The 23,327-nt window shown below is 64.5% G+C and carries 21 protein-coding genes; 10 read left to right on the top strand and 11 right to left on the bottom strand.

Going from position 1 to position 23,327, the window contains the following annotated elements; translation table 11 throughout:
- Positions 1-215: 215 nt before the first annotated feature.
- The 3 genes from FXB38_RS21395 to FXB38_RS21405 are packed head-to-tail and all read left to right on the top strand — an operon-like array spanning position 216 to position 6,661.
- Entirely contained in the window at positions 216-3,065 is a 2,850-nt protein-coding gene (locus tag FXB38_RS21395) for a beta strand repeat-containing protein (protein ID WP_148752961.1), read from the top strand.
- A 22-nt stretch (positions 3,066-3,087) separates the two neighbouring features.
- A complete protein-coding gene (locus FXB38_RS21400) occupies positions 3,088-5,220 on the top strand; it encodes a type I secretion system permease/ATPase (protein WP_148752962.1) in 2,133 nt (710 codons plus the stop codon).
- On the top strand, positions 5,207-6,661 hold the full coding sequence (locus tag FXB38_RS21405) for an HlyD family type I secretion periplasmic adaptor subunit (RefSeq protein ID WP_148752963.1): 1,455 nt from the start codon (positions 5,207-5,209) through the stop codon (positions 6,659-6,661). Before FXB38_RS21400 ends, FXB38_RS21405 begins: the two co-directional genes overlap by 14 nt.
- On the opposite strand, the gene FXB38_RS21410 is transcribed toward FXB38_RS21405, so the two are convergent.
- The 3 genes from FXB38_RS21410 to FXB38_RS21415 form a co-directional block, all read right to left on the bottom strand.
- On the bottom strand, positions 6,658-8,520 hold the full coding sequence (locus FXB38_RS21410) for an ABC-F family ATP-binding cassette domain-containing protein (protein WP_148752964.1): 1,863 nt from the start codon (positions 8,518-8,520) through the stop codon (positions 6,658-6,660). The two genes, FXB38_RS21405 and FXB38_RS21410, sit on opposite strands and share 4 nt — an antisense overlap.
- 61 nt (positions 8,521-8,581) lie before the next feature.
- On the bottom strand, positions 8,582-8,755 hold the full coding sequence (locus tag FXB38_RS42865; RefSeq protein ID WP_187435037.1) for a hypothetical protein: 174 nt from the start codon (positions 8,753-8,755) through the stop codon (positions 8,582-8,584).
- Positions 8,756-8,991: 236 nt separating this feature from the next.
- Positions 8,992-9,252 carry a sulfur globule protein precursor gene (locus FXB38_RS21415; RefSeq protein WP_148752965.1) on the bottom strand — a complete coding sequence of 87 codons (261 nt, stop codon included), beginning with the start codon at positions 9,250-9,252 and terminating at the stop codon, positions 8,992-8,994.
- A gap of 301 nt (positions 9,253-9,553) precedes the next feature.
- On the opposite strand from FXB38_RS21415, the gene ndk reads away from it, so the two are divergent.
- Positions 9,554-9,976 carry a nucleoside-diphosphate kinase gene (gene ndk, locus FXB38_RS21420; protein ID WP_148752966.1) on the top strand — a complete coding sequence of 141 codons (423 nt, stop codon included), beginning with the start codon at positions 9,554-9,556 and terminating at the stop codon, positions 9,974-9,976.
- 44 nt (positions 9,977-10,020) lie between these two features.
- A complete protein-coding gene (locus tag FXB38_RS21425; protein ID WP_148752967.1) occupies positions 10,021-10,869 on the top strand; it encodes a TerC family protein in 849 nt (282 codons plus the stop codon).
- Positions 10,870-10,872: 3 nt separating this feature from the next.
- On the opposite strand, the gene ppx is transcribed toward FXB38_RS21425, so the two are convergent.
- From ppx to FXB38_RS21445, 4 genes are all read right to left on the bottom strand, one after another.
- Positions 10,873-12,375 (bottom strand): exopolyphosphatase, encoded by a 1,503-nt coding sequence (gene ppx, locus FXB38_RS21430; RefSeq protein WP_148752968.1) that lies wholly within the window; start codon positions 12,373-12,375, stop codon positions 10,873-10,875.
- Positions 12,376-12,390: 15 nt separating this feature from the next.
- Positions 12,391-14,583: an RNA degradosome polyphosphate kinase gene (locus tag FXB38_RS21435; protein WP_187435049.1), complete on the bottom strand. Its 2,193-nt coding sequence runs from the start codon at positions 14,581-14,583 to the stop codon at positions 12,391-12,393.
- A 153-nt stretch (positions 14,584-14,736) separates the two neighbouring features.
- Positions 14,737-15,414, bottom strand: a complete 678-nt coding sequence (locus FXB38_RS21440) for a P-loop NTPase family protein (protein ID WP_148752969.1) — start codon at positions 15,412-15,414, stop codon at positions 14,737-14,739.
- 131 nt (positions 15,415-15,545) lie between these two features.
- Positions 15,546-16,088, bottom strand: a complete 543-nt coding sequence (locus FXB38_RS21445) for a CDP-alcohol phosphatidyltransferase family protein (RefSeq protein ID WP_148752970.1) — start codon at positions 16,086-16,088, stop codon at positions 15,546-15,548.
- A gap of 154 nt (positions 16,089-16,242) precedes the next feature.
- On the opposite strand from FXB38_RS21445, the gene purM reads away from it, so the two are divergent.
- Complete coding sequence (purM, locus tag FXB38_RS21450) at positions 16,243-17,316, top strand: phosphoribosylformylglycinamidine cyclo-ligase (protein WP_148752971.1); 1,074 nt, start codon at positions 16,243-16,245, stop codon at positions 17,314-17,316.
- Positions 17,316-17,969 (top strand): phosphoribosylglycinamide formyltransferase, encoded by a 654-nt coding sequence (gene purN, locus FXB38_RS21455; protein WP_187435038.1) that lies wholly within the window; start codon positions 17,316-17,318, stop codon positions 17,967-17,969. Before purM ends, purN begins: the two co-directional genes overlap by 1 nt.
- 366 nt (positions 17,970-18,335) lie before the next feature.
- Here the strand turns inward: purN and FXB38_RS21460 are convergent, their stop codons facing one another.
- From FXB38_RS21460 to FXB38_RS21470, 3 genes are all read right to left on the bottom strand, one after another.
- A complete protein-coding gene (locus FXB38_RS21460; RefSeq protein WP_148752973.1) occupies positions 18,336-18,752 on the bottom strand; it encodes a type II toxin-antitoxin system VapC family toxin in 417 nt (138 codons plus the stop codon).
- Positions 18,749-19,051 (bottom strand): hypothetical protein, encoded by a 303-nt coding sequence (locus FXB38_RS21465; protein WP_148752974.1) that lies wholly within the window; start codon positions 19,049-19,051, stop codon positions 18,749-18,751. The genes FXB38_RS21460 and FXB38_RS21465 overlap by 4 nt, the downstream gene beginning before the upstream one ends.
- 140 nt (positions 19,052-19,191) lie before the next feature.
- Positions 19,192-19,398: a cold-shock protein gene (locus FXB38_RS21470; protein ID WP_148752975.1), complete on the bottom strand. Its 207-nt coding sequence runs from the start codon at positions 19,396-19,398 to the stop codon at positions 19,192-19,194.
- A gap of 379 nt (positions 19,399-19,777) precedes the next feature.
- On the opposite strand from FXB38_RS21470, the gene FXB38_RS21480 reads away from it, so the two are divergent.
- Positions 19,778-20,965: an autotransporter outer membrane beta-barrel domain-containing protein gene (locus FXB38_RS21480; RefSeq protein WP_148752976.1), complete on the top strand. Its 1,188-nt coding sequence runs from the start codon at positions 19,778-19,780 to the stop codon at positions 20,963-20,965.
- 7 nt (positions 20,966-20,972) lie between these two features.
- Here the strand turns inward: FXB38_RS21480 and FXB38_RS21485 are convergent, their stop codons facing one another.
- The gene (locus FXB38_RS21485; RefSeq protein ID WP_148752977.1) at positions 20,973-22,013 is read right to left on the bottom strand and encodes a LysR family transcriptional regulator; all 1,041 of its coding nucleotides are present in this window, start codon (positions 22,011-22,013) and stop codon (positions 20,973-20,975) included.
- A gap of 71 nt (positions 22,014-22,084) precedes the next feature.
- Between FXB38_RS21485 and FXB38_RS21490 the strand changes: the two genes are divergently transcribed.
- Together FXB38_RS21490 and FXB38_RS21495 are read left to right on the top strand one after the other, a co-directional pair.
- Positions 22,085-22,702 carry a hypothetical protein gene (locus tag FXB38_RS21490; RefSeq protein WP_187435039.1) on the top strand — a complete coding sequence of 206 codons (618 nt, stop codon included), beginning with the start codon at positions 22,085-22,087 and terminating at the stop codon, positions 22,700-22,702.
- Entirely contained in the window at positions 22,689-23,309 is a 621-nt protein-coding gene (locus FXB38_RS21495; RefSeq protein WP_148752978.1) for a GNAT family N-acetyltransferase, read from the top strand. Before FXB38_RS21490 ends, FXB38_RS21495 begins: the two co-directional genes overlap by 14 nt.
- Positions 23,310-23,327: the final 18 nt, after the last annotated feature.

Raw genomic sequence — 23,327 nt, forward strand, 5'->3', positions numbered from 1 at the left:
TCGTTCGGCCCCGGCATGCTCGCCCAAAGCTGCGCCGCCGCCGCGCCGCGCAATGTGCGAGCTGTCACATCCGCTGATCTCCGAAACCGGCCTGCCGCAAATCTGGAGGAAATCTCCAGATTAATCACGCGTGTCTCAAGCAACGCTTCAAGATTGTTGTGTTGGCGGCTGCTAGGCATCGAGGGGAGGGGCTAGATCGATCGAAGGATATTAGAATGTCTATTACCTCTGTTTTTTCCTCGGTTACGGGGCAGCTCACGATTTTCGGCGACAGCGCCAATAACGGCCTCGTGATCGGCCGCGACCAGTCCGGCCGCATTCTCATCAATAACGGGCACGTGAAGACGATCGGTGGCGATCCCACAATTGCCAACACCAACGAGATCGACATCTTCGGGCAAGGCGGCGACGACACGATCACCGTCGACGAAGGCCACGGTCCGATGCCCGCGGTCAACATCTTCGGCGGTGACGGCAATGACAAAATCACCGGCGGCTCGGGAGCCGATTTGCTGTTCGGGCAGGCTGGCGACGATGTGATCAAGGGCGGCGGCGGCAACGATCTGCTGTTCGGTGGCGCAGGCAACGACACGCTGGACGGCGGCAGCGGCGACAACCAGCTCTTCGGCGAGGCCGGCAACGACCTCATGATCTGGAATCCCGGCGGCGGCACCAACGTCGTTGAGGGCGGCGACGGCAACGACACGGTGCAGATCAACGGAAGCAATACTTCCGAAACATTTACGATCACGGCGAATGGCACGCGCGTGCGGTTTGACGAGACGGGCCCGGCACCATTTTCGCTCGACATAGGCACGACGGAGAATCTCGTGCTGCACGCCGGCGGCGGCGACGATGTCATCACCGCAGGTAACGGACTCGGCAGCCTGATTTCGCTGACGCTCGACGGCGGCGCCGGCAACGACACGATCACCGGCGGTGACGGCAACGATCTCCTGATCGGCGGCTCCGGCAACGACATCGTCAATGGCGGTCGCGGCAACGACGTCGCCCAGCTTGGATCGGGTGACGACACTTTCATCTGGAATCCCGGCGACGGCAGCGACACCGTGGAAGGCGGATCGGGCAACGACAAGCTCTTGTTCAACGGCGCCAATATCAACGAGACCATCAACATCTCGGCCAATGGCAGCCGGGTGCGCTTCACCCGCGATGTCGCCAACATCACGATGGACCTCAACAGCATCGAGCAGATCGAGTTCGATGCGCGAGGCGGCGCCGACAATATCAATGTCGGCGATCTCACCGGCACCGGCGTCAAGCAGATCCTCGTCGATCTCGGAGCCGTTCCTGGCGGCACGCAGGGCGATGGCGCGGCCGATACGGTGACCGTCAACGGGACCAACGGCAATCAGAACATCCAGGTCACAGCCGAGGGCACCACGGTCACGGTGACCGGCCTGCCGCAAGTCGTGACAATCGCGAATGCAGAAGCTGCCAACGATCGGCTGGTCATCCAGTCACTCGGCGGCAACGACGTCATCGATGCTTCCGCGCTCGCTGCGGTGATCGGGCTGACCATTGACGGCGGCGCGGGCAACGACACCATCACCGGCAGCCAGGGCGCCGACACACTGATCGGCGGTGACGGCAACGACAAGGTCACCGGCGGCCGCAGCAGCGACGTGGCCCTTCTCGGTGCGGGCGACGACACCTTCGTCTGGAATCCCGGCGACGGCAGCGACACCGTCGAAGGCGGCACGGGAACGGACACGCTGGTGTTCAACGGCTCCAATGTGGCCGAGAATACGTCGATTTCGGCGAATGGAGGCCGTGCGCTTCTCACCCGCGACGTCGGCGCCATTACCATGGACCTCAACGGCGTCGAGCGCGTGCAGATCGCCGCGGCCGGCGGCGCCGACAACATCAATGTCGGCGACCTCACCGGCACCGGCGTCACGCAGGTCGCGATCGACCTCAGCGCCGGTCCCGGCAGCCAGAGCGGTGACGGCGCGGCGGACCGCGTGACGGTGAACGGCACCGCGGGTGACGATAACATCAAGGTCGTCACGTCCAGCGGATCGGTCGTGGTCAACGGCTTGGCCGCGCAGGTCACGATCGCGCACGCAGACGCCGGCGACGCGCTCGCCCTCAACGGCGGCGTCGGCAACGACGTCATCGATGCATCCGCGATCAAGGCCGGCCAGCTCGTCAGTCTCAACATCAACGGCGGTGACGGCAACGACACCATCACCGGCAGCGCCGGCAATGACACCGTGATCGGCGGCCGCGGCAACGACGTCGCCAGTCTCGGTGGCGGTGACGACACCTTCGTCTGGAACCCCGGCGACGGCAGCGACACCGTCGAAGGCGGCAAGGGCACCGATACGCTGCTGTTCAACGGTGCCAACATCAACGAGAACATCAACATCTCGGCCAACGGCGGCCGGGTGCTGTTCACCCGCGACGTCGCCGCCATCGCGATGGACCTCAATGGCGTCGAGCACATCAACTTCAACGCCCTCGGCGGCGCCGACAACATCACGGTCAATGATCTCTCCGGCACCGGGGTGAACCAGGTCAATCTCGACCTCGGCGCCAATGACGGCGCCGCTGATACCGTGACCATCAACGGAACCGGCGGCAGCGACGTCATCACGGTGACCGAGCACGATGGCATCGTCACGGTGTCCGGACTTGGCCAGGACATCAACATCTCCGATGCCGGCGCAGGCGACAGGATCGTCATCAACGGCCTCGATGGCGATGATGTCATCACGGCTTCGGGCCTGCACGGCGGCATCCAGCTCGTCGCCAATGGCGGCAATGGCGACGACGTCCTGATCGGCGGCTCCGGCAACGACACGCTGACGGGCGGCGCGGGTGACGACGTGCTGATCGGCGGCGCCGGCCAAGACATCCTCGATGGCGGCACCGGCAACAACGTCCTGATCCAGGACGGGGCGGCGATGGCGGCAACGATGCTGCTCAACCAGGCCATGGCGGCGAGCTTCGTTCCGGCCGGCGACGGCCATGGCGAGATGCCGCTGGCCGATCCGCACGCGGCGCAGACCCAGACGCTCGCTCCTCCGCAGCACGCCTGACGCTCCGGCCTGGAGAACGCCCATGACGACGCACGCGGTCTCGACCGATACGGGGCTCGACGCGCTCTTGACCTTGCTTCATCTGCAAGGCGTGGCGGCCGACCGCGATCAGCTCAGGCACCGGCTAGGCACGGCAAGCTTCGGCGCAGCGGACATCATCCGCTGCGCCAGGTCGCTCGGACTGAAAGCACGAACCTATCGAACGCAATGGAGCCGTCTGTCGGACAGTCCGCTGCCGGCAATCGCGATGCTGCGTGACGGCAGTTTCATGGTCATCGCAAAAGCCTCCGCCGACAAGGTGCTGGTGCAGTCGCCGGTGGCGCGGCGGCCGGTGTTCATGGAGCGCGACGAGCTGTGCGCGATCTGGGACGGTGGATTGATCCTGATGGCCCGGCGCGCCGGACTGTCCGACCCCGGGCGTGCCTTCGACATCACCTGGTTCATCGGCGCGATCGGAAAATACCGGCGGCTGTTCGGCGAGGTGCTGGCCGCCTCGTTCTTTCTCCAGCTGTTTGCGCTGGTCTCGCCGCTGTTCTTTCAGGTCGTGATCGACAAGGTGCTGGTGCACCGCTCGCTGTCCACGCTTGACGTGCTCGTGATCGGCCTCGTCGTCGTCTCGCTGTTCGACACCGTGCTCGGAATTTTGCGCAATTATCTGTTCTCGCATACGACCAACCGCATCGACGTCGAGCTGGGGGCCCGCCTGTTCCATCATCTGCTGGCGCTGCCGATGGCCTGGTTTCAGGCCAGGCGAGTCGGCGATTCCGTGGCGCGGGTCCGCGAGCTCGAGAACATCCGCAATTTCATCACCAGCTCGTCGCTGACGCTTGTCATCGACCTGGTCTTCACCTCGGTGTTTTTGGCGGTGATGTTCGCCTATTCGCCGATGATGACCTGCATCGTGCTCGGATCGTTTCCGTTCTACATCGCGATCTCGGCGGTCGCGACGCCACTGTTTCGCCGCAGGCTGGAGGAGAAATTCCGCCGCGGCGCCGAGAACCAGGCTTTTCTGGTCGAGAGTGTCAGCGGCATCGAGACGCTGAAGGCGATGGCGGTCGAGCCGCAGATGCAGCGCCGCTGGGAGGAGCAGCTCGCCGGCTACGTCTCGGCGAGTTTTGGCGTCACCAGCCTCGGCAACACCGCGAGCCAACTGGTGCAGTTCGTCAGCAAGGTCGTCACCGCTGCGATCCTCTATGTCGGCGCGCGGCTTGTGATCGGGGACGGCCTGACCGTCGGCGAGCTCGTGGCGTTCAACATCTTTGCAGGGCGCGTCTCGGCGCCGGTGCTGAGGCTGGCGCAGGTCTGGCAGGATTTTCATCAGGCACGGCTCTCGATCGCCCGGCTCGGCGACATCCTCAACAGCGCCGCGGAGCCGGCTTACTCGGCGGCCCGCGCCGGGCTGCCGGCACTGCAGGGCAATATCCGCTTCGAGCACGTCGCGTTCCGCTACCGGCTCGACGGGCCGGAAATCCTGCACGACGTCTCGTTCGATATTCCGGCCGGCCAGACCGTCGGCATTGTCGGATCGTCGGGCTCGGGCAAGAGCACCTTCGCAAAGCTGGTGCAACGGCTCTATGTACCGCAGGGCGGCCGCGTGCTGATCGACGGCACGGATCTTGTCATGACCGACCCGGCCTGGCTGCGGCGGCAGATCGGGGTGGTTCTCCAGGAGAACATGCTGTTCAACCGCTCGGTGCGCGACAACATCGCGCTCGCCGATCCGACCCTGCCGATGGACCGAATCATGGAAGCGGCGAAGCTTGCGGGCGCCCATGATTTCATTCTGGAGCTCCCGGAGGGCTACGACACCGTCGTCGGCGAGCGCGGCTCGACGCTCTCGGGCGGGCAGCGCCAGCGCATCGCGATCGCCCGCGCACTCGTGACCAATCCGCGCATCTTGATCTTCGACGAAGCCACCAGCGCGCTCGACTATGAAAGCGAGCGGATCATCCATGACAACATGAACAACATCGCGAAGGGCCGCACTGTCCTGATCATCGCGCATCGTCTCTCCACCGTCCGCGGCGCCGACCGCATCTTCACGCTGGAGCGCGGCCGTCTGGTCGAGGACGGCACGCATGACGCCTTGATCAGGAACGGCGGCCGCTATGCCACCTTGCACCGGCTTCAGGGAGGGATCTATGAGGTCGGCTAGCACCGCGCCGGCCCGGAAGCCGGAGCAGACCGTCGTTCCCTTCCGGAAGGCGAAGAGCCCACGTGCCGAGGAAATCGCCTTTCTCCCGGCAGCGCTGGAGATCACCGAAACCCCGCCATCGCCGATCGGCCGCGCCATCGCGATGGCGCTGATGGCCCTTGTCTGTGCGGCGCTCGCGTGGTCCGCGTGGGGTACGATCGACATCGTGGCGTCCGCGACCGGCAAGGTGGTGTCGAGCGGGCGCAGCAAGGTGGTGCAGCCGTTCGAGACCGGCGTGGTGCGCGCCATCCAAGTGCAGGACGGGCAGGCGGTCAAATCCGGCGACGTGCTGATCGAGCTCGATCCAACCGTGAACGCCGCGGAGCGCGATCACCTGCACGACGATCTCGTGGCCGAACGTCTCAATAGCGCGCGCCTCCGCGCGGCGCTGGCCGCGGGCGAGGATGGCTCCGCCGATCTCGTTCCTCCCGCGAATGCCGATCCATCGCTGGTCGCGACGCAGCAGCAGCTTCTCGCCAACCAGGTGAGCGAGCACCGCGCCAAGCTCGCGGCCCTTGAACGCCAGGAGGCGCAGAAGGACGCCGAGCATCAGACCATCGCGGCGACGATCCACAAGCTGGGTGCATTGCTCCCCGTGACCGAGCAGCGCGTCGATATCCGCAAGACGCTGATGGAGAAGGAGATCGGTTCGAAGCTGACATATTACGAGACGCTTCAGCTCCAGATCGAGCAGCAGGAGGAGCTCGGTGTCCAACGCAGCCGCCTGAAGGAGGCCGAGCAGGCCGTCGCCGCGATCCGCGAGACCCGCATCCAGGCCGTGGCCGAGTATCGCAAAAGCCTGTCCGATGAGCTTGCCAAGAGCGGGCAGAAGGCCAACGGGATTGCGCGGGACCTGATCAAGGCGCAGCAGAGGACGCAGCTCCAGCAATTGACGTCACCGGTCGACGGCGTCGTGCAGCAGCTCGCGGTCCACACCATCGGCGGCGTGGTCACGCCGGCGCAGTCGCTGCTCGTGATCGTGCCGTCAGACACGCGGCTCGAGATCGAGGCGATGATCTCCAACCGCGACATCGGCTTTGTCGAGGCCGGGCAGGGCGCTGCCATCAAGGTCGACACCTTCAACTTCACCCGTTACGGCCTTTTGGAAGGCCGGGTGCTGAGCGTCTCGCAGGACGCCATCATTCGCGACCGACCGCCGGAGCGTAGCGGCGACCGCGCGGCCGGGACGCGGCACGATAGCAGCGAGCCCGACGGGCAGGAGCTCAGCTACAGCGCGCGTATCTCGCTCGATCGCGCGCAAATGCAAGTGGAAGATCGGCTCGTGAACCTGTCGCCGGGAATGGCCGTGACGGTGGAGATCCGAACCGGCTCGCGCACGATTCTGAGCTATCTGCTGTCGCCGCTGCAGCGCTACCGGCACGACATCATGCGGGAGCGTTAGTTCGCCGCCTGATCAAACTGCGCGCTCGCCTCGAGCCACTGTTCTTCCGCGCGCGCCAGCGCGTCGGCGGCGTTGGCGCGAGCCTTCGACAGTTGCGCGGCCTGCCTGGGATCCCGGGTGAAGATGTCGGGCAGGGCGAGCGCGGTGTCGATCTTGGCGATGATGTCGCTGACGCGCGCAATCTCGCTCTCGGCCTCCGCGATGCGTTTCTTCAGCGAGCCGCGATTGTCCGATTTGGGGCGCTGCGGCTTTTCGCTCGCCATGCTGCGCTCGCGCGGGGCGGGCTCGCCGTTGCGCGAGGACAGCACCAGGCGGCGGTACTCGTCGAGGTCGCCATCGTAATTGGTCACGGTGCGGTCGGCGACGATCCAGAGCTGGTCGGCGCAGGCCTCGATCAGGTAGCGGTCGTGCGAGACCATGATGATCGCGCCGGGAAACTCGTTGATCGCTTCGGCAAGTGCGGCGCGGCTGTCGATGTCGAGATGGTTGGTCGGCTCGTCCAGGATGATCATGTTGGGGCCGAAGAAGGTGGCAAGGCCCAGCAGGAGCCGCGCCTTCTCGCCGCCCGAGAGTTTGCCGGCCTTGGTGTCGGCCGCCTTGCCGGAGAAGCCGATCGCGCCGGCGCGGGCCCGCACCTTGGCTTCGGGCGCATCGCCCATCAGCTTGCGGACGTGGTCGTAGGCCGAGGCGTCCTCGTTCAGCTCGTCGAGCTGATGCTGCGCGAAATAGGCGATCGACAGCTTGTCGGCCCGCGTCACCTTGCCGGAGAAGGGCGCCAGACGCGCGGCGAGCAGCTTGACGAGTGTCGACTTGCCGTTGCCGTTGGCGCCTAACAGCGCAATGCGGTCGTCGTTGTCGATGCGGAGCGTCACGCGGCTCAGCACCGGTGTCGCCGGATCGTAGCCGACCGAGGCGTTGTCGACGGCGATGATCGGCGGCGAAAGGATTTTCTCCGGTGCCGGGAAGGTGATTTCGCGGACGTCCTCCGTCACCAGCGCCGTGATCGGCTTCAGCCGCTCCAGCATTTTTACGCGCGATTGGGCCTGGCGCGCCTTGGACGCCTTGGCCTTGAAGCGGTCGACGAAGGCCTGCAGGCGGGCGCGCTCGGCCTCCTGGCGCTTGACCGCCTTGGCGTCGAGCAGCTCGCGCGCGGCGCGCTGCTCCTCGAAGGAGGAGTAGGTGCCCTTGTAGAGCGTGAGCTTGCCGCGCTCCAGATGCAGGATCTGGTCGACCGAGCTATCCAGCAAGTCGCGGTCATGGCTGATTACGATCACGGTGCGCGGATAATGCGCGAGATGATCCTCCAGCCACAGCGTGCCTTCGAGGTCGAGATAGTTGGTGGGCTCGTCGAGCAGCAACAGGTCGGGTGCTGCAAACAGCGTCGCCGCCAGCGCGACGCGCATGCGCCAGCCGCCGGAGAATTCGGCGCAGGGCCGCAACTGGTCGGCGGCGGAGAAGCCAAGGCCGGAGAGGATGGCGGCCGCACGTGCGGGCGCCGAATGCGCGTCGATATCGACGAGCCGGGTCTGGATCTCGGCGATCCGGTGCGGATCGGTGGCGCTCTCGGCTTCGTGAAGCAGCGCGTCGCGCTCGAGGTCGGCCTTGAGCACGACCGAGATCAGGCTTTCGGGGCCGTTCGGTGCTTCTTGCGCCAGGCTGCCCACGCGCCAGCGGGGCGGCAGCGTCACCGAGCCGTGCTCGGCCGCAAGCTCGCCGCGGATCACCTTGAACAGCGTCGATTTGCCGGTGCCGTTGCGCCCGACCATGCCGACCCGCGAGCCGGGCGTGATCTGCACGGAGCTGTTATCGATCAGAAGGCGTCCGGCGAGGCGGATGGAGAGGTCGGTGATGGAGAGCATGCGGCCTTGTCACCGCAGCCGGGATCAAACGCAACCCGATTTTTCGCAAGCCAATATTTCGTCAGTGCTGGTCGCGCTCGCGCTTCCTCAACTCGTCCATCAGCTGTTCGAGATGCGTCGGGAGCCGGGGGTCGGGGCGAATGCTCTGCTGCAGCCGTTCGCCCACGGCATCGCAAATCGCGCGGCTGGTGCGCCGGTCGATCTGTTCGCTGTCATTGGCAGAAGGGCTAGCCATCGCAGGGTTCCGTATTTGCAAAGTAAACGACACGGTACCAAGTCATTGGCGCCCAAATGGTTTCGCGAGCGTCAGGCTGGCCTGGCATTCTAGTAAAAATTGTATGAATTCGTCGTATCTGCCCAAATGCAAGGCCCCGGCGGGGGGAACGCCGGGGCCTTGCTTGGAAGGTACTGCAGGGGGAACAGTACCTCAGGAAGGTATTTAGAAAGGTGCTTCAGAAGGTGCTTGCGGGCTCAGTAGCAGCGGTTGATCAGCCGCCAGCGGGGTCCCCAGGGGGTCGGCACCAGCCGGCGCACATAGCAGCCGCCATAACCGTAGGAGACGGGGGCAGCATAGAAGCGCGGTCCGCCCCAGCCCCAGCCGCCGTGATGCCAGCCGCCACCGCCGTGCCAGCCCCAGCCGCCGCCATGCCAGTGAGCGGAGGCGGAGGTGGGAGCCAGCGCGGCACCCAGCGCGACCGCGGCGACTGCAGCGAGCGAAAGTTTCCTCAACATGGTGATCTCCTCAAAACTGCCGGCGCGGGGCAATCGCGTCGATGGAAAGGCCGCCGAAACGGTTCGCCTCGGGGGGAGGCTTTGGTTTCGATGGCGTTGACGTTACGCCAGCGAGACTGAACCAAAACCTGATAGAGCCTTCAGATTGGGTTCATCTCCGTGAAATCGTCGTAATCCATGTTGGAATCCGGCCGGGCGAAGCGACCGCAAGGCCGTTCCGGCGGTCGCTTGCCGGATCGCGAACGCGCCGATATAAGCCCCGCAACTCCGAACCACCCTTTTTCTCTTCAAGGACAAGATCATGGCCATCGAACGCACTTTCTCGATCATCAAGCCCGACGCGACTGCGCGTAACCTGACCGGCGCCGTGAACGCCGTGATCGAGAAGGCGGGCCTGCGCATCGTCGCGCAGAAGCGCATCCGTATGACCAAGGAACAGGCCGAGACGTTCTACGCCGTCCACAAGGCCCGTCCGTTCTTCGGCGAGCTCGTGGAGTTCATGACCTCGGGCCCGGTTGTGGTCCAGGTGCTGGAAGGCGAGCGCGCGGTCGCCAAGTACCGTGACGTAATGGGCGCGACCGATCCGTCCAAGGCGGCCAACGGCACCATCCGTAAGCTCTACGCAAAGTCGATCGGCGAGAACTCCGCCCACGGCTCGGACGCCCCGGAGACCGCCGCGATCGAGATCGCGCAGTTCTTCTCGGGCAACGAGATCGTCGGCTGAGCTTTCAGCCGATAAGTTAAGTCGACGGGGCGAAAGGACGTATTGTGAACTGGCTCTGGCAGATCTTCGATCCCGCCACGATCGGGGCATTCTTCACCCAGTTCCGCAATGAGATGGCCGAGCCGACCTTCTGGATTGCGGTCGGCAAGATCATCTGGATCAACATCCTTTTGTCCGGCGACAATGCGCTGGTGATTGCGCTTGCCTGCCGCGGCCTGACGCCGCGGCATCGGCTGTGGGGCATGGTGCTCGGGGCGGGCGCTGCGGTGCTGCTGCGGATCATCTTCACCGGCATCGTCGCGAGCCTGATGGCGCTGCCGTACCTCAAGCTGGTCGGCGGCCTCGCGCTGATCGTGATCGCGGCAAAGCTGCTCGTGCCCGAAAACGAGGACGAGGACGGCGTCGAATCAGCCTCGCATCTGTGGCAGGCGGTGCAGATCGTCGTCATCGCCGACATCGTGATGAGCCTCGACAACGTCATTGCGGTCGCCGCGGCGGCCAATGGCAGCGTGCCGCTGCTGGTGCTCGGCCTTGCCATCAGCGTGCCCCTGATCGTCGCCGGTGCGGCGCTGATCATGGCGCTGCTGTCGAAGCTGCCGATCCTGGTCTGGGCCGGCGCGGCGCTGCTCGGCTGGATCGCGGGCGAGGTGATCGCAACCGATCCCGGCATCGCGCCGAAGCTGCACACGCTATCCGAAGGTCCGTTCGGCACCTCGCTGGACAAGATGCTCGGCAGCCTGCACGTCCCGCCGCAATTCGCCCATGGCGGCGGTGGCGCGGAATATCTCTGCGCAGCGCTCGGCGTCATCGTCGTGCTGCTGGTCGGCTCGATCTGGCGCCGGCGCAGCCTGAGTCTCGCCGCGCTCGAGCACGCAAAAGCGTCAGCTGAATAAGCCCTACCGCCGTACGATCGACCCCGATCGTCCGATCAGGCGGGCGAGCTGCTTGAAGCGGCTGCCGACGCGGTCGGCGACGAGATCGCCGAGCCTGTGCTCGAACACCAGCATCAGGTTGCGCCCCTGGCTGCGGAAATGCGTGGCGGGTAGCACGCCCGGGCGCGCCGCCGAGATCAGATGCGCGACACGGAACGCCGCCCCAAGGAGGCGGGCGCGCTCGAGCTGCGCCGGTGTCAGCAGTTCCTGCATCGTCAGCGGCGGCTGGTTCTCTTCGCTCAAGCCCGCATAGCGATAGAAAACCGACAGGCCGACAAAGGCGCGCTCGATGTGCGTGATTGCGCCGAAATTGCCGTTGACGACGAGGCTCAGCGTTTGCTCGCCGCGATGGTCGGGATGCACACGCCAGCCGATGTCGGAGAGCAGGCAGGCGGCGTGGCGAAGCCGGCGGTCCTCCCCGGTCTCGCGCAGCTTGACAACGCGCGCGAGGCGGTCGGTCCAGGCGATCAGCTCGCGCGCATGCTTGGCCGAGCGTGACAGCAGCTGGTTCAGCTCTTCCGCCGCGCAGATCAGCCCGTCCTTGTTGCGCTCGCTCTCCGAGAGCTTCTCGTGCAGCAGACCTTCGCGCACTCCGAAGGTCGAAAACACGATGGTCTTCGGTTTTGCGACCCGGATGATGTGCTCGAGCACCAGCGCGGCATAGGTGAGGAGAGGGCGCCGCGCATCCGCGACGACCTCGATGTCGGCGAGCATGTCGGCGGCTGCAAGACGACGCAGACGACGCGAAAAGTCGAGCGCTTCGGCGGCCGAAATCGAATAGCCGTGCATCACCTGGAGCGGGTAGCCGCTCTGGATGATGTGGATGCGCGCAAGCGCGCGCCAGGTGCCGCCGACCGCATAGAAGCTGCGGCCGCTGCCCGCCTTGAGCTGCGCCACATCGTCGATTGCCTCGCGGACGATGCGGTCGGCGCGCTTGAGCGATTTGTGCGCGAGGTCCTGCAGCGCGAGGCCGCCGAGCGGCAGCGTCACGCCGCTGCGCACGCTGCTCCCGCGCACGTCGATCAGCTCGAGCGAGCCGCCGCCGAGATCGCCGACGATGCCGTCGGGGCGGTGAATGCCCGAGAGCACGCCGAGCGCCGACAGCTTCGCTTCGCGCGGTCCCGACAGGATCTCGATCTTCACGGCGCAGATGCGCTCGGCTTTGGCGATAAAGTCGGGGCCGTTGGAAGCATCGCGGCAGGCCGCGGTTGCAATCGCAAACACGCGGCCGACCTGCATCACGCGGCACAACGCCCGAAAACGCTTCAACGAGGTCAGCGCCTTGTCGACGGCATCCGGCGCGAGCAGGCCCGTGCTCTGCACCTCTCGCCCGAGGCCGCACAGCGTCTTCTCGTTGAAGATCGGAATCAGGCTCCGTGTCAGTCCCTTGTAGACGACGAGACGAACCGAGTTGGAGCCGATGTCGATGACCGCGACGCTAGCGCCACGCTTGCGCGGCCGTTTCAAGGCAGAAATCTCCGGTCAGGACTGATGGCGTTCGTTTCTGCGCGTGAGACGGCGCGGCGAGGATTCCTTGAGCGACTTTCCACGGCCAGACAGACTCGGATTTGTCATGAAGTAGTTGTGCACGTTGAAAGGCTCCTCGCCCTTCGCGGTCTTCATACGCGTTGAAGACCCGTCCGGCAACAATTGCCAGCTCTGCTCATTGTCCTTCAGGTTCGCGACCATGATCTGTTCGAGAACCTGCTGATGCACCGTGGGATTTTGCAGCGGACACAGCACCTCGACGCGCCGGTCGAGGTTGCGCGGCATCATATCGGCTGACGAGATATACACAGCCGCTTTCGCGCTCGGCAGGCCCTGGCCCATGCCGAAGCAGTAGATTCGGCCGTGCTCCAGAAAGCGTCCGATGATCGACTTGACGCGGATGTTCTCCGACAGGCCGGGAATGCCGGGTCGCAGGCAGCAGATACCGCGGACCACGAGCTCGACCTGCACGCCCGCCTGTGAGGCCTCGTAGAGCGCGTCGATGATATCGGGGTCGACCAGCGCATTCATCTTCATCCAGACCGCGCCGGGCTTGCCGTGACGCGCGTGCTCGGTCTCGCCCTGGATGTGCTCGATGATGCGCTTGCGCAGGGTCAGCGGCGACACCGCCATCTTTTCCAGATCGCTTGGTGCGGCGTAGCCCGTGATGAAGTTGAACACGCGCGCGGCGTCGCGGCCAATGGTCGGTTCCGAGGTGAAGTAAGAGAGGTCCGTATAAATACGCGCGGTGACCGGGTGATAGTTGCCGGTGCCGGTATGGACGTAAGTGGTGAGGCTGCCGCCTTCGCGGCGTACCACCATCGAAAGCTTCGCGTGCGTCTTCAACTCGAGGAAGCCGTAGACGACCTGCACGCCGGCCCGTTCGAGGTCGCGCGCCCAGCGGATGTTGGCTTCTTCGTCGAAGCGCGCCTTCAGCTCAATCAGCGCGGTGACGGACTTGCCGGCTTCGGCCGCTTCCGCCAGCGTGCGCACGATCGGCGAGTTGTTGGAGGTGCGATAGAGCGTCTGCTTGATCGCGACGACGTCGGGGTCGCGCGCGGCCTGCTGCAGGAATTGCACCACCACGTCGAAGGATTCGTAGGGGTGATGGACGACCAGGTCCTTCTGGCGAATGGCGGCAAAGATGTCGCCGCCATGCTCGCGCACGCGCTCGGGATGGCGCGGCACGTAAGGGGTGAATTCGAGGTCGGGCCGGTCGAGACGGGTGAGCTGCGAGAGCTCGTTCATGGCGAGCACGCCGTCGACCAGGAACACTTCGTCGTCGGCCGCCGACAGCGCGTGCTGCACGAAGCTGCGCAGCTGCTCCGGCATCTTGGCGTCGATCTCGAGCCGGATCACCGACCCGCGGCGGCGGCGCTTCAGCGCGGTCTCGAACAGGCGGACGAGGTCTTCGGCCTCTTCCTCGATTTCGAGCTCGGAGTCGCGGATGATGCGGAAGGCGCCCTGGCCGTGCAGATTGTAGCCGGGGAACAGGCGGTTGATGAAAAGGCCGGTCACCTGCTCCAGCGAGATCAGGCGCACCACCTTGCCGTCGGTCGGCAGGCGGATGAAGCGGTCGATCTTGCCGGGCATGCGGATCAGCGCGTTCATCTGCTTGCCGTCGATGGCGCGCGTGAGCTGGAGCGCGATGGTGAAGCCGAGGCTCGGGATGAACGGGAAGGGGTGGGCCGGATCGATCGCCAATGGCGTCAGTAGTGGGAACACGTTGTTGAGGAAATAATCCTCGAGCCAGGTCCGCTCCGTCTTGCTGACCTCCTTGCCGTCGACCAGCGCGATGCCGACCCCGGCGAGGGTGCCGCGCAAATCGGCCCAGATCGCCTGCTGGTCGGAAGCAAGCCGCGAAACGGTGCGGTTGATGAGCGCGAGTTGCTCGGACGGGGTCAGGCCATCGGGGGCACGTTCGGCGATGCCCTCACGCACCTGCGCCTTGATGCCGGCGACGCGGACCATGAAGAATTCGTCGAGGTTATTTGCGGAAATCGACAGGAATCGCACCCGCTCCAGTACCGGATGGCTGGGATTGACCGATTCCTCCAGGACGCGGCGGTTGAAATGCAGCCAGGAGAGTTCGCGATTGATGAATCGCTCGGGGCTTGAGGCGATCGCCGGAAGGCTCTCGGATTCCGAAGCTTTCTCTTTTGTTTCAATAGCTTGCACGGAATCCATGAGAAGTCGGTCCATTCAGTTCGCCCCAATTTGCGTCTTATGCGCAAAGCCGGCCGGAGCATGTGTTAGTGCGATGACGTTTCGATGACATTGATGTTCCGCTGCCTCGCCGCGTCAAGCGGGCGCAAAGTGGACCAAAGGGGGACTTGGCGGTCAGGCGTCGCGCAGCAGTTCAGCGGCGAGCGCCCGGGTGACGGGGCGGCCGAGCCGGAGCGCCTCGCCGTCGAGCAGCTCCACGGCGCGCCGGGCGGCGGCCGACGACCGCTCCAGCCGGGTCGCGAGGTAGCTCACCACGCTTTCGTCCACGGAGAGCTGGCGGTCGGCGCAGAACTTGACGATCAGGCCGCGGAACAGCTGGTCGTCTGGCGGCGCCAGCGAAATCACCGGAATCGTCCGCAGCCGGGAGCGGAGGTCTCGGAGCTCCACCTCGATCGCCGCCGGCGCCTCACGTCCGGTGAACAGCACATAGGCGCCGTCTTCGCGGGCGAGGTTCATCAGATGGAAGAGGGCGCGCTCGTCAAAATCCGTGGCCTTGAGATCCTCGACCACCAGCGCGCCGGTCGCGAGCGCGCCGGGGACGCTGGCTGCGGTCAGCGCATTGGCCGCGCTCGAACGGGCGCCGGCCTCCTCGGCCCAGATCGCGCCGAGATGGCTCTTGCCTGAGCCTTCGGGGCCGGCGAGCCACATGACCCGGTTCGGCCATTCCGGCCAGCCGTCGATCAGCGCGAGGCCTGCGGCATTGGCAGGGCCCTCGAGGAAATTGTCCCGGCTGAGGCTCTCCGCATGCGGAAGCGAAAACGCCAATTGTCGGGGATGAACGCGGCCTGCCACGCTTGCTTTGCTCCGTGCCGGCGCGCCGGCTGTGTTTGAAGAGGATAGACTTATTCGATCGGGAGTTGGCCTTTTGCGGGGCCGCCTCCCGGCTCATTTGGCCCCGATCGTGCTACTTGGCATCAATAGTGCTACTTGCCATCAATAGTGCTCATGTGCCGTAGCCACTCGACGAGATAGAGCGACACGGAGGACAGCGTGAACACCGTAACGAGGCCCATCAGGATTATATCATAGGGCCCCGACTTGAAGCCGAAGGCGAGCGAGGCCAGCACCAGCGCCGCATAGGCCACCTGGGCCGCGGTGTTGAGCTTGGAGACCATCGACGGCTTCATCTCGACCGGCTTGTCGAACAGCCAGGACACGATCACTGCCGCCACGATCATGATGTCGCGCGACACCACCAGGATCACGATCCAGCGCGGAATGTCGCCCCAGATGCCGAGCGCGAGGTAGATCGACACCAGCAGCGCCTTGTCGGCAAGGGGGTCGAGCAGGGCGCCTAGCTCGCTCGCCATGTTGAAGCGCTTGGCCAGAAAGCCGTCGACGGCGTCGCTGATGCCGGCGACCAGGAAGACGGTGAACGCCACCTCCATTTGGCTCGACACGATGGCCCAGACGATGATCGGGACCAGCATGATGCGGCCCAGGGTAATGATGTTCGGAATACTCACGCGGCGCTTCCCGGCACCCGACCTGACCTCGAAATCCGGCCCCTTGGAGGCCGAACCGGTTGATATCTACATAGTATAGGGCAGGGCGCCACGCTTGCCATTGCGTGTCCCCGGAATTCGACGTAACCAGCCGCAAACCCACTGGAAATCGGGCATGACCGACCGCAAAAACGGCCTCACTTACGCCGATTCAGGCGTCGATATCGACGCGGGCAACCGCCTGGTCGACCTGATCAAGCCGATGGTGCGCGCCACTGCACGGCCAGGCGCCGACGCCGAGATCGGCGGATTCGGCGGCCTGTTCGACCTCAAGGCGGCCGGCTTCAAGGACCCTGTCCTGGTCGCGGCCACCGACGGCGTCGGCACCAAGGTCAAGATCGCGATCGAGACCGGCCTGCATGGCGGGATCGGCATCGACCTCGTCGCCATGAGCGTCAACGACCTCGTGGTGCAGGGCGCCGAGCCGCTGTTCTTCCTCGACTATTTTGCCTGCGGCAAGCTCGACCCGGAGGCGACCGCCTCGATTGTCGCCGGCGTCGCCGAAGGCTGCCGCGAGTCCGGCTGCGCGCTGATCGGCGGCGAGACCGCTGAAATGCCCGGCCTCTACAAGGACGGCGACTATGATCTCGGCGGCTTTGCCGTCGGCGCAGCCGAGCGGGGCACGCTGCTGCCGCGCAAGGACATTGCCGCGGGCGATGCCGTGATCGGCCTGGCCTCGTCGGGCGTGCACTCCAACGGCTTCTCGCTGGTGCGCAAGATCGTGGAACAATCCGGCCTCGGCTTCGAGGCGCAGGCGCCGTTCGCGCCGGTGATGACGCTTGGCGGCGCGCTGCTGACGCCGACGCGGCTCTACGTCAAATCCTGCCTGCGCGCGATCCGCGAAACGGCTGCGGTGAAGGGCCTCGCCCACATCACCGGCGGCGGCTTCACCGACAACATTCCGCGCGTGCTGCCGAGCCATCTCGGTGTCGGCATCGATCTGGCGCGCCTGCCCGTGCTGCCCGTGTTCAAATGGCTGGCGGCGCAAGCCGGCATCGCCGAGCTCGAAATGCTCAGGACCTTCAACTGCGGCATCGGCATGATCGCGATCGTCGAGCCTGAGAAGGTCGACGAGGTCGTGCGGGTTTTCACCCATGCCGGCGAGACCGTGGCGCAACTCGGCACCGTGATCCCGGCCGAGGGCGAGCACCGCGTCGTCTATAACGGCCATCTCGACCTGGCGCTGTGATGAAGCGCCGCGTCGCCATCCTGATTTCCGGCCGCGGCTCCAACATGTCCGCGCTGATCAAGGCAGCAAGCGCGGCGGATTTTCCTGCCGAAATCTCGCTCGTCGTCTCGAACAAGGCCGACGCGCTCGGGCTCGAACGGGCCAAGGCGGCCGGCGTGAAAACGCAGGTGATCGAGAGCAAGCCGTTCGGCAAGGATCGCGCCGGCTTCGAGGCAGTGCTGCAGGCAGCGCTCGACCTGCACGGCATCGAGCTGATTTGCCTCGGCGGCTTCATGCGCCTGTTCACCGCCGAATTCGCCAGGGCCTGGTACGGGCGGATGCTCAACATCCATCCCTCGCTGCTGCCGTCCTTCCCCGGCCTCGATCCGCATGGGCAGGCCTTGCGCGCCGGCGTAAAGCTGTCTGGCGCGACGGTGCACTTCGTGATCCCCGAGACCGACGCCGGTCCGATCGTGATGCAGGGCGCGGTGCCCGTCGGCGACCATGATACTGGCGAAACGTTGTCGGAGCGCATCCTCGAAGTCGAGCACCGCATCTATCCCGCAGCGCTGAGCCTGCTTGCGACCGGCAAGGTCCGGATCGAAGGCGATGTTTGCAAGACGGTGGGCAGTTCGGCGTCGGAGAATTTTTTGGTTGCGCCCGTGGTGAGCTAGGGCAGAACCGCGCGGCTGTTCGATATAGTTTGCCGGCTCGCCGTTGCCGACATATCCGAGAATGCGGAAACCCGCCGCGGTCTCCTCTCCTCCGAACCGAGTACGTTTCAAGATTGCTCGGACGAGGTCGCGCTGCTGCGGCGTTTCCACGGACAGTTCTACCCACTCCATCCACACCCAGCCGTCTTGCAGCCAATGATAATATCATTCTCCATCCGGGGAGCCGTGGACGCCGCTTTCAAAGTCTTTGCAACGAAAAGCGGGTTGATCGGCTCGGTCGAGGTCGAGTATTGCAGTTCGCAGGTCTCGCCATTTGGTGTCATTAGCGAGAGAAATACTCCGATCGTTGTACCATCGCTCTATCGCTCACGGCGCTGCAAACGGGTCGAGCAGCGCCACACCGGTCGATTCAATATCGGCAATGTTGCGCGTCACCAGTGTTAGGCCGTGGACCTTGGCAGTGGCGGCGAGGAGACTGTCGATGAGTGGCAGCGGATTGGGAACTCCAAGGAGTGCCCAGGTGTCGGCGATGCTCTCATCAATGGGCAGAACCCGATCCGCAAGTCTTGTCCTCATCTGCGAAAACCACTGATCGAGAGATTTTGCCTGGAGCGGATCGCTTCGCCTTTTTAGTTCGATGCCTCGGCTAATTTCAGCCAGAACCAAGACGCTGGTTCCGATTTCTTCGGCTGGGATCTGATTAACCCAACGAATGACGTTTGGGTCGGCCCGCTCGCGCTTACGAATTTCGGAAATGACGTTGGTATCGACCAGAAACTTCACAAGTCGACCTCTCGCCAGCCGTCACGCCGTGGCTGATCGAACACACCCTCGAACGCGTCATCGGGAAGTTCCGAGCCAAAAACATCGAAGGCCGTCCTGACCTCAGGATTGAGGAGGGCGCTGGCGAGCGTCGATCGAAGTGCCGCAGCTCTTTCCGGTTTGTCGCGTAGGGTTTCCGCCAAGGCACGGATGAGGCTTGCGTCCTTCTTCGCGGCTTGGACTTCAACCCGTACCAAACCACGCGCTGCGGCGCGGCGCCGATGGGTTCGGGTTGCCTTTCGCTGGGATTTCGTCGACACGGCCCGCTCCGAAATAAATCTCCGGTAATATAACCGGAAATCTACATAAAGACCAATTGGAAGAAACAGGGCCAAAAACAAAATCCCCCGGCAGAGCCGGGGGCAACGTCATGATCTCTCGCGCTTAGCTTTGAGAGAAATCAGGAGACCTTCAGGTTTTCCGCGGATGCCTTGCCGCGGTTTTCCACGAGGTCGTATTCAACCGCCTGGTTTTCATTGAGGGTCGAGAGTCCGGCACGCTCGACGGCAGAGATGTGGACGAACACGTCCTTGTCGCTGCCGTTCGGCTTGATGAACCCGTAGCCCTTGGTCGGGTTGAACCATTTGACGGTGCCCTTTTGTGGCATCGTTAGTCTCCTCCGCTAGATACAAAAAAGACGCGGCCGCATTTCGCGTGCCACGCCACAAACGGGCTTCCGGAAGTCTGTTCGAGTCTTGAGTCTCAATGTCGCGAAACGCACAGCCGAGCGCCAATTCCGATTGTGTGCGGTATTCCAACACGAAAACCACGCGCTAGCAAGCCGCGCGCAAATTTCAAGGCCGGACCGGGCCTGCGCCGTTGCAATTTGCGACCTGTGGCCGCGGAACCACAATCAGGGGCAATCGCCCCTGCGATAGTGTGCCAAACGGTTGACCCCTAGTGGCAGTTCAGCACAAATCGCCGCACCCGCTCGCTGTTCGTGTTGTATTTTTGCGGGCCGTCATTTTGCTTCGGGATTTGTCATCATGAGCTGCCCCTCGCAGCCCTCCGGAACACGGCAGACGATCGGGCTGGACCGCGTCCGCCGGGTCGCGGCCGCGATTGCGATGGCCACTGCGAGGGCCACTGCGATGGCCTTGGCAATCGTCGTGACGATATCGGCGGCGACGCCGGCGTTCGCGCAGAGCCCGACGCCCACTCCGACGCCTACCCCGACGCCTACGCCGTCTCCGACGCCGATCCCGGTCCCGACGTCGACCAACTACGACCAGTCCGCCGGCAACTCCACGCTCAATCTCGGCTCGAACTTCCTGGAGCGCCTTGGCAATCAGGCCTCTGGCGGCGTCAATCGCGCGTTCCGCACCAACCCCGGCGGTGGCGGAGCCTCGGCGAGCACGGAGGATCCACGTTACCGCACCTGGTACGAGGGCTACGGCATTTCGGTCCGGACCGATCCGCAAGGCGATTTCGTCGGCGACAAGCGCAAGACGTTCGGCGGCGTCGCCGGTTTCGGTGCGCGGGTCGCGCCGGGCGTCAATCTCGGCTTCTCCGTCGACCAGAGCCATACCGATATCGACGTGCCGCTCGCGCTGCAGTCGGCGTCGCTCGACCTGACCCAGATCGGCTTCAACGGCTCCGTCGACAAGGGACCGTGGACCTGGGCCTTTGCGGTGGTGCACGGTTTCGGCAAGGTCCATTCCAGCCGGGACACCGGCTTTGGTGTTGCGACGGCCGGCTATCGCGCCGCGGTCGACGGCGCACTGACCGAGATCAGCTACTACTGGACCAAGGACCAGATGCGCGTCGTGCCCAAGGGCGCGCTCGAATATGTGCGGGCCACCGGCGCGGCGTTCCAGGAGGCCGGCGGGCTCGATCCGCTCAATGTCGGCTCCAGCGCGCTCGCACGCGCGCGTGTCATGATCGGCGCCGAGATCGGGCGATACTTCATTTTCGACCGGAAGATCCTGGACCTGTCGGCCTACGGCAAGTTCGTCGACAATTTCTATCAGGATCTGGGATCGGTCCAGGTCAGCCTGGGCACCCAGAGCATCATCGTCCCCGGCATCGGCGAGAGCCGCTACGGCATGGACGCCGGCGCCTCGGCGTCACTCAGCCTGACCAACACCGCGCGGCTCTACGTCAATTACGACGGCAAGTTCCGCAACGAGCTGACATCGCACCAGGGCACAATCGGCTTCGAATATCGGTGGTGAGGCGAGCTTACTTCGGCGTCGCTGCAACGTATCCGGACAATCCGAAGCCTTCGCGTGCGGCCGTCATCATCGGCACCAGCGCGTTCGGATGGATGAACTCGTCGCGGAAGCAGGGATGGGTCTTGGGGTCGAAGATCTTCTTCAGCCAGTCGACCACGATCTTGTGCCGCTCGGAGGCGCGGAACTCCTTGTGATAGGTGAGCCAGAGGTCGGCGTGGTGGCTGACGCCGAGGTCAACGGCGACAAGCGGCACACCGAGCGCGATCGACACCGTCGGCAGGAAGCCGATGCCGGCGCCGCGCTCGACCGCGTAGAGCACGCCGACGGAAGAATTGGTCTTGATCCCGACGATGCCTTCCAGCGATTTCAAACCGAGCACGCGGGCATAGGCGCCGTCGTCGACCTGCGGCGCGCTCTGCTTGATGATGCGGTGGCTCGGCAACTCGGCGAGCGTCGCCGGCACGCCGTAGAGATCCGCATAGTCCCTGGAGACGAAGGGATAGATGTGCAGCCGGCCAAGCTTGGCGACGATGAGATCGGGATTGGTCGGCGGCTCGAGCTGGATCGCAATGTCCGACTCCAGCCGCGCGACGTCGGCCTGCTCCATCGCACAACGCAGGTCGACGGTGATCTTGCGATAGGTCTTCTGGAAATCGATCAGCCGCGGCAGGATCCAGAAATTGCCTGGGCCCTCCGTCACTGCGACGCGCACCGTGCCCGACGTGTCGTTTTGGGATCGCGAGGCGCGGCGGAAGACGTTGAAGGCGTGACGCTCCATATGCGCGACGTCGGCAATCATCGCGGTGCCTTCGTCGCTGAGCGTGAGCCCGCTCTGGTCGCGCAGGAAGAGCTTGCAGCCGATGCTCTCTTCGAGCCGGTCGATCCGGCGCATCAACGTGGTGGAGGTGAGCCCGAGCTCTTCGCCCGCATTTCGGAAGCTTTTAAATTTGGCGCAAGCTAAAAAGAGCTTCAAATCGTCCCAGGACGCATTTAGCGCTTCTTCATGGTGGTGCTTCATTGCAGCACCCCGGTGCAATACTTGCTGCATACTCCTGATCTCCAGCCGCTAGGCTTCTCCTCGTAGCGGCGTACAAAACCCCGGGACGATAGAGGCACGACATGGGTATGGAAAGGGGCTCGTTTGCCGCAAGGCATGATTTCGACGCTTTGCCGCTGAGCCCTGACGTGGATGTCCGGTGCGCGCAATTCGGGGAAATCGCCGCGCTTTCGGAAATGGCGCACCGCCTGGTGCCGGGTGTGCAGATCGGGGCGATGGAGCTTGCGAAGTATTTCGCCTTCGATCCCCAGAGCATCCTGACGTTCACCCGGAACGGCAATCTGCTCGGCGGCATGGCCTTCCTGTTTCTCAACGACCGCGGGCATGATGCATTGCTGCTCGACGATATCAGTCTGACGGCGCCCGAGACGCACTACCTCGCTTCCGCGAATGAGGATGTTTCGGCGATCTACATCTGGGCGATCGCGGCGACCGGCCGCGGCATCGCCGGTCTCGGCAAGGCCGCGGCTCATCTGCGGCAGATAAGGTTTCGCGGCGCGGACTGCTATGCGCAGCCGTCAACCGTGGCCGGACGCGAAATCATGAAGGCGACGGGCTTCGCGCCCATTTCGAGTTTCCAGCCCGACCTCTGGTGTTACGAGCGCCCCTGGCACCGGCAGCCCATGCTCATGCCGGGCGCGATCACCCAACCAAGGAGCTTTTCAGATGCACGGCACTAGGATTCCTCTCGCCAAGCCTGACTCCCGCGCCATCACCGTTCGCCTTGCGCGCGATCCGAGCGACCTCATGCTGGTCACGGCCATTCGCTCCGCGGTCTATCTCGCCGAGCAGGATTGTCCGTTTGACGAGGAGTTCGACGGCAACGACATGGTTGCCGCACATTTCATCGGCTACATCGGCAACGAGCCGGCGGGCTGCTTGCGGGTGCGCTTCTTCGGCGACTTCGCCAAGGTCGAGCGGCTTGCGGTGCGTCACCAATATCGGCGCTCGCGCATCTCGTTCAAGCTGGTGCAGGCCAGCGTCGACTATGTGAAGCGCAAGGGGTTCCGCAAGATCTATGGTCAGGCCCAGGACCGGCTGGTCGATTTCTGGGCTCATTTCGGCGCCAAGCCGCTCGGCCACAATCGCAAGATCACCTTCTCGGATTTCTCCTACACGGAAATGCTGCTGGAGATCGAGCCGGGACCGGACGCGATCACGCTCGACAGCGATCCCTACGTGATCATCCGCCCCGAGGGCGACTGGGACCGGCCGGGCGTGCTGGATGCCTCGGCGGGACGGGCGGTGACCTCGCCGCTGCGGGACCTCGCGCCCGCCGATCGCTGAAACTGGTGCAGCTCGGCG

Origin of the sequence: Bradyrhizobium cytisi (assembly GCF_008123515.1) — a bacterium.
Lineage (GTDB): Bacteria > Pseudomonadota > Alphaproteobacteria > Rhizobiales > Xanthobacteraceae > Bradyrhizobium > Bradyrhizobium cytisi.

What these genes read in the sequence shown, in the direction of transcription:
- FXB38_RS21415 (WP_148752965.1), bottom strand. Translation starts at nt 9,252, where the DNA reads ATGTTGAGGAAACTTTCGCTCGCTGCAGTCGCCGCGGTCGCGCTGGGT.
- FXB38_RS21435 (WP_187435049.1), bottom strand. Translation starts at nt 14,583, where the DNA reads ATGGATTCCGTGCAAGCTATTGAAACAAAAGAGAAAGCTTCGGAATCC.
- purN (WP_187435038.1), top strand. Translation starts at nt 17,316, where the DNA reads ATGAAGCGCCGCGTCGCCATCCTGATTTCCGGCCGCGGCTCCAACATG.
- purM (WP_148752971.1), top strand. Translation starts at nt 16,243, where the DNA reads ATGACCGACCGCAAAAACGGCCTCACTTACGCCGATTCAGGCGTCGAT.
- FXB38_RS21495 (WP_148752978.1), top strand. Translation starts at nt 22,689, where the DNA reads ATGCACGGCACTAGGATTCCTCTCGCCAAGCCTGACTCCCGCGCCATC.
- FXB38_RS21470 (WP_148752975.1), bottom strand. Translation starts at nt 19,398, where the DNA reads ATGCCACAAAAGGGCACCGTCAAATGGTTCAACCCGACCAAGGGCTAC.
- FXB38_RS21395 (WP_148752961.1), top strand. Translation starts at nt 216, where the DNA reads ATGTCTATTACCTCTGTTTTTTCCTCGGTTACGGGGCAGCTCACGATT.
- FXB38_RS42865 (WP_187435037.1), bottom strand. Translation starts at nt 8,755, where the DNA reads ATGGCTAGCCCTTCTGCCAATGACAGCGAACAGATCGACCGGCGCACC.
- FXB38_RS21490 (WP_187435039.1), top strand. Translation starts at nt 22,085, where the DNA reads ATGGGTATGGAAAGGGGCTCGTTTGCCGCAAGGCATGATTTCGACGCT.
- FXB38_RS21400 (WP_148752962.1), top strand. Translation starts at nt 3,088, where the DNA reads ATGACGACGCACGCGGTCTCGACCGATACGGGGCTCGACGCGCTCTTG.
- FXB38_RS21410 (WP_148752964.1), bottom strand. Translation starts at nt 8,520, where the DNA reads ATGCTCTCCATCACCGACCTCTCCATCCGCCTCGCCGGACGCCTTCTG.
- FXB38_RS21485 (WP_148752977.1), bottom strand. Translation starts at nt 22,013, where the DNA reads ATGCAGCAAGTATTGCACCGGGGTGCTGCAATGAAGCACCACCATGAA.
- ndk (WP_148752966.1), top strand. Translation starts at nt 9,554, where the DNA reads ATGGCCATCGAACGCACTTTCTCGATCATCAAGCCCGACGCGACTGCG.
- FXB38_RS21405 (WP_148752963.1), top strand. Translation starts at nt 5,207, where the DNA reads ATGAGGTCGGCTAGCACCGCGCCGGCCCGGAAGCCGGAGCAGACCGTC.
- FXB38_RS21480 (WP_148752976.1), top strand. Translation starts at nt 19,778, where the DNA reads ATGAGCTGCCCCTCGCAGCCCTCCGGAACACGGCAGACGATCGGGCTG.